This window comes from Brevibacterium linens ATCC 9172, assembly GCF_900169165.1.
GTDB lineage: Bacteria > Actinomycetota > Actinomycetes > Actinomycetales > Brevibacteriaceae > Brevibacterium > Brevibacterium linens.
In genome coordinates, this window is sequence record NZ_FXYY01000003.1 from 237,506 (window position 1) to 250,707 (window position 13,202).

A 13,202-nucleotide genomic window follows, 5' to 3' on the forward strand; every position below is an offset into this window, starting at 1 on the left:
CTGTCGTGTTCGGCAGGCGCGGCTCGGACCGGTCAGCTTGCCGACTGCTGATTGCGGGTGGTGCTGATCGTCGGCTGCGCCGCCTGATCACCGCAGAGAACGATCATCAGATTGGACACGAGATCGCTGCGTTCGGACTGCCCGAGCCTGACGATCTGACGCCCTTCGATCTCTTCGATCGCTGTCTCCACCATGCCGACGGCGCCTTCGACGATGAGCTGACGAGCGGCAACGACGGCTGTGGCCTGCTGGCGCTGGAGCATGGCACGCGCGATCTCCGGAGCATAGGCCAATTGGGTGATGCGCGATTCGATGACGGTTACGCCGGCGGCCATGACTCTGGCGGCGACCTCATCGGAGAGTCGCGAGGTGATCTCGTCGGCGTTGTCGCGCAGAGACATGCGGTGTGGATCCGAGGAATCGTAGGCGTAGGAGTTTGCGATGTGCCGAACGGCGGTCTCCGCCTGGATGGCGACGAACTCCTCGAAGTCATCGACCTCGAACATCGCCTGCGCGGTGTCCCTGACCTGCCAGACGACGACGGCGCCGATCTCGATGGGATTGCCGTCGAGATCGTTGACCTTCAGAGTCGAGGTCTCATGATTGCGGATGCGCGTCGAGATCTGGTCCTTCGTATAGAAGGGATTGACGAATCGCAGTCCCGATTGTCTGACCGTGCCGACGTACTTGCCGTAGAGCTGGAGGACGACGGCATGTCCGGGCGCCACCGAGGTGCATCCCCTGAACAGGAACATCGAGGCGATGAAGCACAGCACGGCGATGACGAAGAGGACGACGCCGACGGCGACTTGGGCGAAGCTCATGACGAAGCCGATGATGCCCATGAGCACAGCGGCGAGGAGCAGGACGATGGCACCGACGATAGCGAAATAGCCCGAGACCCCGCCGGCCGGCTTCTCGCGCACGCGTTCACCGTCGGGGGAGACGATGCGCGTCGGGGCCGAGTTGGGCTGCCCCGGCCCCGCAGGAGGCCGACCGGAGTCCGGCGCCTGCACAGATGAGCGTCGGGGCCCGCGGGCCGGTGCCGGCGATACGGCGGGTCCAGCGCCGGAACCGGCCCCCGGACCTGAACCGGGAGCCTGTTCGAGGTGACGACGACTCCGCCGTGTCGACGGCAGGGGTGAGCCTTCACCGTGGTGCGGCGGGGCACCGGTGTTCGCCTGAGCTCCGGCGGGCGGACCATACTGTGCCGTCGCCTCCGAACCACCGATCGACGCGGATTGTGCTCCCTGGGATCCATAGTGCCCGTTGGGATTCGTCACTGCCTCCGCACCGGGGTATGCCGCAGGCTGACTGTGCCCGGCTTGGATGTGCGTGCTCGGATCTCCGCTGGGAATCGGCCCGCGATCGGCGGATGAGTTGGGAGACCGCGGCGGCCGCTGGCCTGGTTGCTGAGGGTTCTGAGTCATGGTCCCAGTCTAGCCAGCTGATGAGACACGAATCTCAAATGGCCGCAGAGCCGCCTGTTTCGTAACAGTTCGATAACTGAACGCGTCCCATCAGGTGGAACGCTTGAATGTGACGCAGGTCTCAGTAGATTGTCACACTATGAACAATTTCTTCATTTCAGCAGCGCCGGCCTCTCCGGTCGACGATGCCATCAACTCATGGTTCGATCCGATCGCGACGTGGTTCGGCAGCGTCATCTTCTTTCCGATCATCATCGGATCGATCTCGTTTCCCTTCGTCGTCCTGTGGCTGATCTTCGCGGCCGGGGTCTTCACCGTCTACTTCGGCTTCATCCAAGCTCGAGGGGCGAAACTGTCGCTCGAGATCATCCGTGGCAAATACTCGTCGAAGTCCGACCCCGGTGAGGTCACTCACTTCCAGGCTCTCGCCTCCGCGCTGTCGGGTACCGTCGGTCTCGGCAATATCGCCGGTGTCGGTGTGGCTATCGCCCTCGGCGGTCCAGGTGCGACCTTCTGGATGATCATCGCCGGTCTCTTGGGCATGTGCACGAAGTTCGTCGAATGCACCCTCGGAGTGAAATACCGTGAGATCGACGAGAACGGGGTGGTCCACGGCGGACCATTCAAGTATCTCCCTGTGGCCTTCCGCCGCTTCTCCAAGCCGGTGGCCACGGTGCTCACCGGACTGTTCGCCATCGCCATCCTCATCTTCGGCATCGTCGGCGGCGGCATGTTCCAGGCCAATCAGACCTTTGCCCAGGTCCGCACGGCCACGGGCGGCGACGACGGGATCCTCGCCGGGCCCTTCGCCTCGCTCATCTTCGGAATCATCTTCGCAGCGCTCGTCGCCCTGGTCATCCTCGGCGGGATCCGTTCGATCGCGAAGGTCACCGACAAGCTCGTTCCCGGTATGGCCATCTTCTACGTCATCTCATGTCTCCTCGTGCTCGGGCTCAACTTCTCGAACATCCCGGCCGCTATCGGTGAGATCTTCGCCGGGGCGTTCAACCCGCAGGGTGTGGCCGGCGGCATTGTCGGAGTCATGATCATCGGCTTCCAGCGTTCGGCGTTCTCCAACGAGGCCGGCATCGGATCGGCACCGATCGCCCACTCGGCGGTCAAGACCCGCCGTCCGATCTCCGAGGGATTCGTAGGACTCCTCGAGCCCTTCATCGATACGGTCGTCGTCTGCACCATGACGGCGCTGACGATCATCGTCGCCAATCAGGCCTCCTACCGAGAGGACCTCGGCGCCGGTGAGATCGGGGGCGTGGCCCTGACTTCGGACGCCTTCTCGACCGTCGCCTCGTGGTACCCGGTCCTGCTGGCCATCGCTGTCGCGCTGTTCGCCTTCTCGACCCTCATCACCTGGGCGTACTACGGAGAGCGGGCATGGAGCTACCTGTTCGGCAATGCGAAGGCCAGCGTCACCGTCTTCCGCACACTGGTCTGCCTCTTCGTCGTCGTCGGCTGTGTGGCGACCTTCTCGAAGGTCGTCGAGTTCGCGGACGCCGCACTCTTCATGTGTGCCTTCATCAACATCCTCGGCCTCTACATGCTCATGCCGGTGGTCAAGAAGGAGATGAAGAAGTACCTCGCCGACCGCAAGGCCGGAACATTGAACGACCCGGACACGACCGACGCGGTCCCGGTCGACCAGCCCGCCTGAATCCGAGCCTCCTCGACCGGAGAGGCAACTCAACCGGAGGGGACCTCCTCGATCAAGGATGCCTGTGCGCCGCGCCCATTCGGACGCGGCGCACAGGCATGTCCGGCCATCGATAGACTGGGCGCGTGGATGAGAACAGAGACGACAGAACACGCGCGGTCGAACGGCTGCAGGAGCTGCGGGGCAGCATCGACAATATCGATGCCTCCCTCGTTCATCTCCTCGCCGAGCGCTTCAAACTCACCGAGCGCGTCGGCGAACTCAAAGCCGACCACGGTCTGCCTCCGGCCGACGAGTCCCGGGAGGCCAGGCAGGTCGCCCGGCTGCGGGAGCTCGCCGAGGAGTCCCACCTGGATCCAGAGTTCGCGGAGAAGTTCCTGGCGTTCATCGTCGCCGAGGTCATCCGCCGGCACGAACGCATCGCAGAGGCACGCGAGAGCTGAGTCGCAGAAGCGAGGATCGCGCCCTTTCTGCGGACGAACGAGAGATGGCTCACAATACGCAGATCGTCCGCATGCCGATGGGGCGTGGGTTTGCCGATGCTGTGTGCTCTCGATTAGACTTGACCGTCGGTGCGCGTGACGCGCCACGGCTGGTGATTCCTCTCAATGGGATGTCTGCGGGTTCGTCCCGCGGCAGCCAAGGGACAACCGCCGTTCGTTTGTGTTTTAGCAGAAAGAGGGTTCGAGCATGGTCTATGCCATCGTCCGTGCCGGGGGCCACCAGGAAAAGGTGAGCGTCGGCGATATCATCACAGTCAACCGTATGAAGGCGAAGGCTGGAGACAGCGTCGAACTCGATGCCGTACTTCTTGTCGACGGTGAGACGGTCACGACCGATCCCGACGCTCTGGCGAAGGTCTCGGTCAGCGCTGAGGTCGCCGGTGAACTCCGCGGTCCCAAGATTGTGATCCAGAAGTACAAGAACAAGACCGGGTACAAGAAGCGTCAGGGCCACCGCCAGGACCTCACCCGCCTGAAGATCACGAACATCAAGTAAGAGGAGACTTCTCACATGGCAAGCAAAAAGGGAGTCAGCTCGACCCGCAACGGTCGCGACTCGAACCCACAGTACCTCGGCGTGAAGCGCTTCGGCGGCCAGGCCGTCAAGGCCGGCGAGATCATTGTCCGCCAGCGCGGAACCAAGTTCCACCCCGGAGCCAATGTCGGCCGTGGAGGAGACGATACCCTCTTCGCTCTGACTGCCGGAGCCGTGGAATTCGGCACCCGCAACGGTCGCAAGATCGTCAACATCGTCGGAGCCTGATCCTCCCCGGATCCGTTCCGTCGTCAATATGATCTCTCCCTGAGTCAAGGGAGCATGAAGGGTGAGTCGAACGACTCACCCTTCATCTGATATAAGGACATTATGGCCACCGAGTTCGTAGACCGTGTCACCGTTCATCTCGCCGCAGGCGCAGGTGGGAACGGGTGTGCCTCGATCAGGCGTGAGAAGTTCAAACCGCTCGGCGGACCCGACGGCGCCGACGGCGGCAACGGCGGGAACATCATCTTCCGCGTCGACCGCCAGACCACGACCCTGCTTCCCCTCCACCACCGTCCGCACGTCCGTGCCGATGACGGCGGGATCGGCAAGGGCGACCTGAAGCACGGCGCCGACGGAAGAGACCTCATCGTCGACGTTCCCGAAGGCACGGTCGTGAAGAACACCAACGGCGATGTCATCGCCGACCTCGTCGATGACGGAACCGAATTCACCGCTGCCGCCGGAGGTCGCGGCGGTCTCGGCAATGCTGCGCTGGCATCGGCGAAGCGCAAGGCCCCCGGCTTCGCGCTCCTCGGCGAGCCCGGACAGACGCTGAGCCTGGTGCTCGAACTGAAGACGATCGCCGATATCGCACTGGTGGGCTACCCATCGGCGGGCAAGTCGAGTCTCATCGCGGCTCTCTCGGCCGCGAAGCCGAAGATCGCCGACTACCCGTTCACCACGCTCGTGCCCAACCTCGGCGTCGTTCAGGCCGGCGACACGCGTTACACGGTCGCCGACGTTCCGGGGCTCATCCCCGGAGCATCGGAGGGCAAGGGACTCGGTCTCGAGTTCCTCCGCCACGTCGAACGCTGCGCGGGACTCGTTCACGTCATCGACATGGCCACGTGGGAGCCCGGACGCGATCCCGTCTCCGACCTCACGATCATCGAATCCGAACTCGCCGCCTATGCCGTCGACCTCGACGATGGCAGCGGACTCCTCCCGCTGTCCGAACGGCCGAAACTCGTGGCGCTGAACAAAGTCGACATCCCCGACGGACGTGACCTCGCCGATATCGTCCGACCCGACCTCGAGGCCGCCGGCTACCGTGTCTTCGAGATCTCCGCTGTCAGCCATGCGGGTCTGCGGGAACTCTCGTTCGCCATGGCCGAACTCGTGCTCGCCGAGCGGGAGCGCCGCGCCGAGCTGGAGGCGACTCCGCAGCGCGTGGTCATCCGTCCGAAGGCCGTCGACGATCGCGGATTCGAAGTCCGTTCTGAACGCAGCGCCGACGGTCCGCTGTTCCGTGTCCTCGGCGACAAGCCTCGGCGATGGGTGCAGCAGACGGATTTCGGCAACGACGAGGCCGTCGGCTACCTCGCCGACCGGCTCGACCACCTCGGAGTCGAGGAGGCCCTGTTCAAGGCCGGTGCCAAACCTGGTGACACGATCGTCGTGGGCGGAGACGATGGAGTCGTCTTCGACTGGGATCCCACGACCGTCGGCGGTGCCGAGCTGCTGGGCTCCCGAGGATCGGATGCCCGGCTCGACGAGGAATCGCGAGCCACTCGCAAGGAGCGCAAAGCCGCCTATCACGAGAAGATGGACGCGAAGGCCGCGACTCGGGCGGAGTTCGAACAGGAGCGCCTGGCCGAACGTACACACCGTGACAGCGCTGACGGTGCACCTGCGACGGAGTCTGCCGAGGGAGCCGGCGAAGAGTGAGCGCAGTGCAGGCGGACTCCACCGCAGCGTCCGTCCGTGACGACATCGCCCGCGCCCGTCGTGTCGTCGTCAAGGTCGGCTCCTCCTCGCTGACGACGATCGACGGCGGACTCGACGAAGCCAAACTCATCGCCTTGACCGATGTCATCGGTGCCCACCGGTCGGCCGGTCACGAAGTCATCCTCGTCTCCTCAGGTGCGATCGCGGCGGGGCTGGAACCGATGGGACTGAAGAAGCGTCCGAGGGATCTGGCCAGCCAACAGGCGGCTGCCGGGGTCGGCCAGGGACTGCTAATGGCCGCCTATACGCGGGCTCTGGGACGCTACGACCTCGTTCCCGGCCAGGTGCTGCTGAGCGCCGACGACCTCATCCGCCGCACCCAGTACAAGAACGCCCAACGTGCCATCGACAAACTCCTGGCCCTGGGCACGCTGCCCATCGTCAATGAGAACGACGCTGTGGCGACCGAAGAGATCCGCTTCGGCGACAACGACCGCCTGGCCGCGCTGGTCGCCCACCTCTCCCACGCCGATGCGCTGGTGCTGCTGTCGGATGTCGACGCGCTCTACTCTGGTCCTCCGGATCTGTCCGGCTCTCGGCTGATCGACCGCGTCCACGGTCCACGTGACCTCGACGAACTCGCCATCGGCGGCGTCGGGACCGCCGGCACGGGCACCGGAGGAATGGCCACGAAGGTCGAGGCCGCCATCATGGTCGCCGATTCCGGTATTCCGGCCGTGCTGACCTCGGCACCGCAGGCCGCCTCGGCGCTGGCCGGCGAGAATGTCGGCACGTATTTCGCGGTCACACACAAACGTCGGGGCACCCGTCTTCTGTGGCTGCGCCATCTCGCTCGCACCTTCGGCTCGATCACGATCGACCACGGAGCCGAGGCCGCTGTGCTCTCCCGTGGAACCTCTCTGCTCGCGGCCGGTGTCACCGCGTGCAGCGGAGAGTTCGAGGCCGGTGATCCGGTCGAGATCCGCAACCCTGCCGGTGATGTCATCGCTCGCGGTATGTCGAACTTCTCTTCGGCGGAGCTGCCGCTGATGTTCCGGTCCACGACCGAGGAACTTGGCACCCGTCTGGGAAATGATTACCGTAAAGAGGTCATCCATCGAAACGATCTCGTTCTCACACACGTGAGCGGGGGGAGATAGCCCATGACAGCAGCAGCCGAGATCCACCCGAAGACCGTGCGCGGAGTCACCCGCATCGTCCGCAATGCCAAGGCCGCGTCGAGTCTGTTGGCGACGACCTCGACCGCGGAGAAGAATGCAGCGCTCGGCGCCATCGCCGACGCTCTGCGCAGCAGCACCGACCGCATCGTCAAGGCCAACGATGCCGATATCGCAGCCGGCACCGGGAACGGGATGAGCGACGCTCTGCTCGATCGTCTGCGCCTCGATGCCGATCGCATCGCCGCGATCGCCGATTCCGTCGAGGACGTCATCGACCTGGCTGACCCCGTCGGCGATGTCGTCGTCGGCCGGACTCTGCCCAACGGCATCCGGCTGACCCAGAATCGCGTGCCCATGGGTGTCATCGGCGCGATCTACGAAGCCCGTCCGAACGTCACCGTCGACATCGCCGTCCTCGCCCTGAAGTCCGGCAATGCCTCGGTCCTGCGCGGCGGGTCGGCGGCCCAGAACTCGAACACGGAGATCATCTCCATCCTCCGCCGCGCAGTCGAATCGGCGGGACTTCCGGCCGACTCGATCAGCGGCATCGACCAGTACGGACGCGAGGGTGCGCACGTGCTCATGACTGCCCGCGACTACGTCGATCTGCTCATTCCCCGAGGCGGCGCCGATCTGATCAACATGGTCGTGCAGGAATCGATCGTGCCCGTCATCGAAACCGGGGTGGGCAATGTGCACATGTTCATCGACTCCACCGCCACCGTGAAGACCTCCGTCGACCTCGTCCTGAATTCGAAGACGCATCGTCCCAGCGTGTGCAACTCGTTGGAGACCCTCCTCGTCCACGAGAAAGCCGCGAAGCGTGTGCTGCCGAAGATCCTCGAACGGCTCGACGGCGCTGGAGTCATCGTCCACGCCGACTCGGACGTCTCAGCACTGGCACCTGCGGGGATGAAGATTCGCCGGGTGTCACGACGTGACTGGGCCAAGGAGTATCTGGGGCTGGAGATCGCCATCAAACTCGTCTCCGGAATCGAAGAGGCCATCGACCACATCCGCGCCTACAGCTCCGGCCACACCGAAGTGATCGTGACGAAGGACCTCGACAACGCCGACACCTTCGTCACAGCCATCGATGCCGCAGCGGTGGGGGTCAACGTCTCCACCCGATTCACCGACGGGGGAGAGCTGGGCTTCGGCGCAGAAGTGGGAATTTCCACGCAGAAGCTGCATGCACGCGGTCCCATGGGACTCGAGCAGCTGACGACGACGAAGTGGGTGATGATGGGCAACGGACAGGTCCGTTCCTGAGCCGCCGGCGATTCCGACACCCGCCCGATCGGTTGGGGACCCCCGATCGGGGGAGCCGTCGGAAGAGGAAGATGTCATGTCGATGCCGGATTCCTGGGTCGTTCATGAGAAACTGAGAAGGTAATGACGCCGACGCGCTTGTGCGCGTCGGACACTGAGTAAGGAGAAAAGACGTGAACGCAGCCATTATGGCCGCCGCAGCCGAAGGTGGGGAGCACGCCGCCCACGTCGAGCTGCCGATGGATCCGATCTGGTACGGACTCATCACCCTGGCGATCTTCATCACGATGGGCCTGGTGTCTCGGTCGTGGAAGGGCATCTCGCACCGCCACTGATATGGCAGAGCACAGACGCAGAGTCGGTGTCATGGGCGGCACCTTCGACCCCGTCCACAACGGCCACCTCGTCGCGGCCAGTGAGGTTCAGGCGACCTTCGACCTCGACGAGGTGGTCTTCGTCCCCACGGGACGGCCGTATCAGAAGGACGTCGAAGAGGTCAGCAGCGCCGAGCACCGGTATCTGATGACGGTCATCGCGACGGCATCGAATCCCCGGTTCACCGTCTCTCGAGCCGATGTCGACCGACCGGGCCCGACGTATACGATCGATACGCTGCGGGACCTCGCCCGCAGCTATGGTCCCGATACCGAGTTGTTCTTCATCACCGGCGCGGACGCTTTGGCTCAGATCCTGACGTGGAAGAATGTGGATGAGCTGTTTTCCCTGGCTCACTTCGTCGGCGTCAGTCGGCCCGGGCACGAACTCCATGGTGAAGGACTGCCGGTCGATCGGCTGAGTCTCGTGCAGATCCCTGCACTGGCGATATCGTCCACGGATTGCAGACAACGGGTGATGGATGGTGCACCTGTCTGGTACCTCGTGCCGGACGGCGTAGTGCAGTACATCGCGAAGTACGAGTTGTACAGGAGTGAGAATGGCTGAGGAGCAGTTCACGTCACGTCGAGCACGGCGGGAAGCCGAGAGGCTGGCGGCGGAACAGGCGTTCGAAGCACGAGAGGTTCCTGAGCAGCCGAAGGAGGCTCCGAACTCTCGCGCGGGGCTCCTCAATCCGCTGCCGCCGAAGAAGCCCGATGCGAAACCCGCTGCCGAGACCAGCGATGACACCGCCTCACGTATCGACCCCGATCCTTCGCCACGGACCAGCCACGAACGCGGTGCCCTGGCATCTGACCACCCGCAGGAGTCGCGGCCCCCGGTCCATGCCGAGGACCGTCTCGACCCGACTCGGACTCCGCTGCCGCACTTCCAGACCCGAGCAGAGAAGAAGCGGTACCTGCGCGAACACGGACTCTCGCTGAACGGCGATCTGTCCACCGGCGCGATGCCGGTTGTGGCCGACGAGCAGGAACTGGCCGAACGCCAGGCCGCTGCCGAGGGTCGCTTGACCGGTCCGATCCCGGAGGTCCCGGAATCGGAGGCCACACAGTCGGAAGCCACCGGCTCGGATGCCGTCGAGTCAGACGCATCCGACACGGACGCCGCAGCCGACCCTGCAGATGCCTCGTCCGTGTCGAGCCCGGATGCGAATGCCGCGGGCACCGAGCACGAATCCTATGACACCGCCGGTTTCGGGGGAGATACCGAAGAGGTCGCCGCCCGTGATTTCGAGGCCCCCGTCACTGCTGACTCGGCACCGCGGCCGACGACCGTGGACAGCGAGCCCTACGACGCGCTGTCGATGCCGTACTCGGCCCTCGACGCAGATGCTCCGGCGCTCGGAGACGAGTCCGAGAACGAGAAGCCGGCCGATGCCGCGGACCAGACCGAATCGGCGGATCAGAGCGGCTCGGCCGACAAAGCAGACTCGGAAGCTGCCGCTGGTGCCGTTCCCGCAGGCGAACCTGCTCCCGCGGACGAACCTGCTTCCGCGGACGAGCCGGCTGCGACGCCCGAGGCAGATGCCGCAAGCGAGCCCGAGCCCGCGTCCCGTTCGCGGCGGATGCCGATCGTGCAGCCTCCCTCGACGTCCGGAGTGCGCGTCGTCACCGCCGCGTCGGCTCAGATCCCCGAAGTCGATGATGCGCGCGGGAGCGAAACTCAGCGACAGCAGACCCCGGACTCTGTCCGCGGCGAAGAGTCGCAGACCGGCACGGGTACCGACGGTGCAGATCAGTCGCCGGGTGACGCCGGCTCCGATGACGCGGCGCGCGCATTGGCCGCCAACCCGGAGACCCGCCCGATGGACGCAGTGCCCGAAGCCTGGTCGCTGCCGAATGCCGACTACGAAGACGAAGAGACCGAGAACCCTCCCGGCTCACGCATCCGAGCCAGCTCGGTCACCGGGCAGGACGGTCAGATCCTCATGGGCGAAGAGCCCTCGAAGATGCCCTATATCGTCCTCGGCGTCGCCGCGTTCTTCGCCTTGGCCCTCATCGTCATCGCCCTCGTCATGTTCCTCTGAACATCACACGGGGACACACCACCTCCACCACCGCATCCATGCGAAAGGATCTTGTGAGCGAGATCGCCGAATCCACCCAGCTGCTTCGAACCGCCGCCAAAGCGGCGGACGAGAAGCTCGGAACCGACATCATCGGCCTCGATGTGAGCTCCACGCTCTACATCACCGACGCGTTCCTCATCGTCTCGGCCGACAACGAACGCCAGATCGGTGCGATCATCGACGCGATCGAACAAGAGCTGCAGCTCGTGCACGACCTCACCCCGCTGCGCCGCGAGGGTCGGGGAGGGGACTGGGTGCTGCTCGACTTCGGAGAGATCGTCGTCCATGTCTTCTCTGCCGAGCAGCGCGAGTACTATGCGCTCGAACGGCTGTGGAAAGACGTACCGGCTATCGACCTGCAGCTGCCCGAACCCGGCTCGGACGAATGACGAAGACGGTGCTGTTCTGGCGTCACGGACAGACGGACTTCAACGTCGCCGGTCGCTTCCAGGGACAGTCCGACGTCCCCCTCAACGACACGGGCCGAGCTCAGGCCGAAGAAACCGCTCGACTCCTCGCCGAGTTCGATCCGGAACTCATCGTCTCCTCCGACCTCTCCCGTGCAGCGGCGACCTCCGACAGCCTGGCGACGCTCGTCGGTCGCGAACCCCTGCGCGACGAGCGTCTGCGCGAGACCGCATTCGGTGAGTGGGAAGGGCGCACGCGCGCCGAGGTGGCCGAGATCTGGCCGAACGAACTCGCCGAATGGGCCTCCGGTGCCGATGTCAATCCGCCCGGGGGCGAGTCCCGTTCCCAGTCCGGTCACCGCGTCGCAGCTGCCATCTCCGAGATCGTACGGTCGACCGACGCCGAGCCGATCGCCATCGTCGCTCACGGTGCGGTCCTGCGGGCAGCCGCCGAAATCCTGTTGGAGATGAACGGGACCGGTCGGCTCGGCGTCCTCGGCAACTGCGGTCACGGAGAGTTCGGATTCACCGGCGACAGCTGGGTGCTGCGCAGCTGGGGCGCGTTCTCCCGCTGAGGCGAGGGTCAGCGGCACTGCCGGTTCGGTTCTCCGCCGTCCGGGCCGTCCGGGCCGCGCCGGACTCAGCTGTCGGCCGTCCGGGCCGGTGCGACGGATCTGATGAGCTCGACCAGCGAGTCCGCCGACCTCGCCCAATCGAAGGCCAGTGCCTGCACCTGTCCGGCCGCGGACTTCCCCGCCCATCTTTCGGCGTCCGTGAGCCGGGTGATCGCCTCGGCGATCGACTGCGGGTCCTCGGGGTCGAAGTATTCGGCCGCCTCGGCGGCGATCTCCCGAAAGATCGGAATGTCCGAGACGGCCACGGGCACGCCCTGAGCCATCGCCTCGATCACTGGCAGCCCGAATCCCTCTTCGCGCGAGGCCGTGACCAGAGCTGTCGACTCGTCGAGCAGGCGCGCGTACTCCTCTTCGCTGACTCCTCGGTGGAAGACGACCTTCGCGCGGTCGGGGATGAGGGCACGCAGCTGAGCTTCCCGACGTCCGTCGATGCGGCTGGCGATGTGCAAGGTCCACCCGGGCAGGTACTCGAGGGCGCGGATGAGGGCCTCGACGTTCTTGTACGGCAGGAACGCGCCCATGTACAGGAGTGTCTTCGCATCGTGTCGGTTCACCGTCCGCGTGGAGGTGGCGGCCACCTCGGCGGCATTGGACACCACCTGCACCGGCCTGCGAGTCAGGTGATGAGCGGCGATGAGATCCTTCGTCGTCTCGGACACTGCCGCCACCGCGTCGGCCCGATTGAGGAGCAGCCGTTGCGGGAAGAAACTCAGATGGTACGCCCGCCACAGCAGCCGGACCGGCAACGGCAGATCGCCGGGCGGCTTGGGGTGGGAGTAGTAGATGAGGTCGTGGATGGTCAGAATGAGCCCGTACCGGCGACCGAAGGAGCCCATCGTCTGCATCGTGGAGAACACGACATCGGCTCCCAGGGCATTGAGCTTCCCGGCGATGGCCACCTCAGCGGGGGAGGTGGGGTCTGACAACTCGACCCATGCGCAATCGGGCAGCAGCGCCAGCTGGGCCCGGTCGCTGATGATGACGGTGACGTCGATCTCCGTGCCCTCGACGGCCCTGAGCAGGGCCGAGAGCAGACACGAACCGTACCGGGAGATCCCGTCGTGGTGATCGGTGCGGGTGAAGCGCGCGTCGAAGAAGACCGACAGCCTCGAAGAGGGTTGACGGCTCTGTGTGCTTTTGCTCATGGAACTCCGAGTCGATAGTCTGATTCTTCGAAAGTCTGTGTCTGTCCGAATGCGTATTCTGCGAC

Annotated in this window: 14 protein-coding genes; 12 read left to right on the plus strand and 2 right to left on the minus strand. The window is 64.9% G+C overall.

Annotated elements, in window-relative coordinates:
- Window positions 1-32 precede the first annotated feature (32 nt).
- Window positions 33-1,430, minus strand: coding sequence for an SPFH domain-containing protein (locus BLIN9172_RS04220; RefSeq protein ID WP_257904153.1), 1,398 nt, complete (start codon window positions 1,428-1,430; stop codon window positions 33-35).
- 139 nt (window positions 1,431-1,569) lie between these two features.
- On the opposite strand from BLIN9172_RS04220, the gene BLIN9172_RS04225 reads away from it, so the two are divergent.
- The 12 genes from BLIN9172_RS04225 (at window position 1,570) to BLIN9172_RS04275 (ending at window position 11,932) form a co-directional block, all read left to right on the plus strand.
- Window positions 1,570-3,099 (plus strand): alanine/glycine:cation symporter family protein, encoded by a 1,530-nt coding sequence (locus tag BLIN9172_RS04225; RefSeq protein ID WP_101553969.1) that lies wholly within the window; start codon window positions 1,570-1,572, stop codon window positions 3,097-3,099.
- A 125-nt stretch (window positions 3,100-3,224) separates the two neighbouring features.
- Window positions 3,225-3,542: a chorismate mutase gene (locus BLIN9172_RS04230; protein ID WP_025776791.1), complete on the plus strand. Its 318-nt coding sequence runs from the start codon at window positions 3,225-3,227 to the stop codon at window positions 3,540-3,542.
- A gap of 247 nt (window positions 3,543-3,789) precedes the next feature.
- On the plus strand, window positions 3,790-4,098 hold the full coding sequence (rplU, locus tag BLIN9172_RS04235; protein WP_025776790.1) for a 50S ribosomal protein L21: 309 nt from the start codon (window positions 3,790-3,792) through the stop codon (window positions 4,096-4,098).
- 15 nt (window positions 4,099-4,113) lie between these two features.
- On the plus strand, window positions 4,114-4,365 hold the full coding sequence (rpmA, locus tag BLIN9172_RS04240) for a 50S ribosomal protein L27 (RefSeq protein ID WP_025776788.1): 252 nt from the start codon (window positions 4,114-4,116) through the stop codon (window positions 4,363-4,365).
- Between the two features lie 102 nt (window positions 4,366-4,467).
- Window positions 4,468-6,033 carry a GTPase ObgE gene (gene obgE / locus BLIN9172_RS04245; protein ID WP_101553970.1) on the plus strand — a complete coding sequence of 522 codons (1,566 nt, stop codon included), beginning with the start codon at window positions 4,468-4,470 and terminating at the stop codon, window positions 6,031-6,033.
- Entirely contained in the window at window positions 6,030-7,193 is a 1,164-nt protein-coding gene (proB, locus tag BLIN9172_RS04250; RefSeq protein ID WP_101553971.1) for a glutamate 5-kinase, read from the plus strand. The genes obgE and proB overlap by 4 nt, the downstream gene beginning before the upstream one ends.
- A gap of 3 nt (window positions 7,194-7,196) precedes the next feature.
- Window positions 7,197-8,486 (plus strand): glutamate-5-semialdehyde dehydrogenase, encoded by a 1,290-nt coding sequence (locus tag BLIN9172_RS04255; protein WP_101553972.1) that lies wholly within the window; start codon window positions 7,197-7,199, stop codon window positions 8,484-8,486.
- A gap of 173 nt (window positions 8,487-8,659) precedes the next feature.
- Entirely contained in the window at window positions 8,660-8,821 is a 162-nt protein-coding gene (locus tag BLIN9172_RS18045) for a hypothetical protein (protein WP_155807341.1), read from the plus strand.
- A 1-nt stretch (window position 8,822) separates the two neighbouring features.
- Window positions 8,823-9,428 (plus strand): nicotinate-nucleotide adenylyltransferase, encoded by a 606-nt coding sequence (gene nadD, locus BLIN9172_RS04260; protein WP_035319614.1) that lies wholly within the window; start codon window positions 8,823-8,825, stop codon window positions 9,426-9,428.
- On the plus strand, window positions 9,421-10,908 hold the full coding sequence (locus BLIN9172_RS04265) for a hypothetical protein (RefSeq protein ID WP_101553973.1): 1,488 nt from the start codon (window positions 9,421-9,423) through the stop codon (window positions 10,906-10,908). The genes nadD and BLIN9172_RS04265 overlap by 8 nt, the downstream gene beginning before the upstream one ends.
- Window positions 10,909-10,961: 53 nt before the next feature.
- Window positions 10,962-11,339 (plus strand): ribosome silencing factor, encoded by a 378-nt coding sequence (rsfS, locus tag BLIN9172_RS04270; RefSeq protein WP_025776782.1) that lies wholly within the window; start codon window positions 10,962-10,964, stop codon window positions 11,337-11,339.
- Window positions 11,336-11,932, plus strand: a complete 597-nt coding sequence (locus tag BLIN9172_RS04275) for a histidine phosphatase family protein (RefSeq protein ID WP_101553974.1) — start codon at window positions 11,336-11,338, stop codon at window positions 11,930-11,932. Before rsfS ends, BLIN9172_RS04275 begins: the two co-directional genes overlap by 4 nt.
- A 65-nt stretch (window positions 11,933-11,997) precedes the next feature.
- Here BLIN9172_RS04275 and BLIN9172_RS04280 read toward each other — a convergent pair whose 3' ends face one another.
- Window positions 11,998-13,137, minus strand: coding sequence for a glycosyltransferase family 4 protein (locus tag BLIN9172_RS04280; protein ID WP_180956939.1), 1,140 nt, complete (start codon window positions 13,135-13,137; stop codon window positions 11,998-12,000).
- Window positions 13,138-13,202 lie beyond the last annotated feature (65 nt).

Coding starts and splice junctions, on each gene's coding strand:
- BLIN9172_RS04255 (WP_101553972.1), top strand. CDS start 7,197: ATGACAGCAGCAGCCGAGATCCACCCGAAGACCGTGCGCGGAGTCACC.
- rpmA (WP_025776788.1), top strand. CDS start 4,114: ATGGCAAGCAAAAAGGGAGTCAGCTCGACCCGCAACGGTCGCGACTCG.
- BLIN9172_RS04280 (WP_180956939.1), bottom strand. CDS start 13,137: ATGAGCAAAAGCACACAGAGCCGTCAACCCTCTTCGAGGCTGTCGGTC.
- BLIN9172_RS04265 (WP_101553973.1), top strand. CDS start 9,421: ATGGCTGAGGAGCAGTTCACGTCACGTCGAGCACGGCGGGAAGCCGAG.
- BLIN9172_RS04275 (WP_101553974.1), top strand. CDS start 11,336: ATGACGAAGACGGTGCTGTTCTGGCGTCACGGACAGACGGACTTCAAC.
- obgE (WP_101553970.1), top strand. CDS start 4,468: ATGGCCACCGAGTTCGTAGACCGTGTCACCGTTCATCTCGCCGCAGGC.
- BLIN9172_RS04220 (WP_257904153.1), bottom strand. CDS start 1,430: ATGACTCAGAACCCTCAGCAACCAGGCCAGCGGCCGCCGCGGTCTCCC.
- rplU (WP_025776790.1), top strand. CDS start 3,790: ATGGTCTATGCCATCGTCCGTGCCGGGGGCCACCAGGAAAAGGTGAGC.
- nadD (WP_035319614.1), top strand. CDS start 8,823: ATGGCAGAGCACAGACGCAGAGTCGGTGTCATGGGCGGCACCTTCGAC.
- BLIN9172_RS04225 (WP_101553969.1), top strand. CDS start 1,570: ATGAACAATTTCTTCATTTCAGCAGCGCCGGCCTCTCCGGTCGACGAT.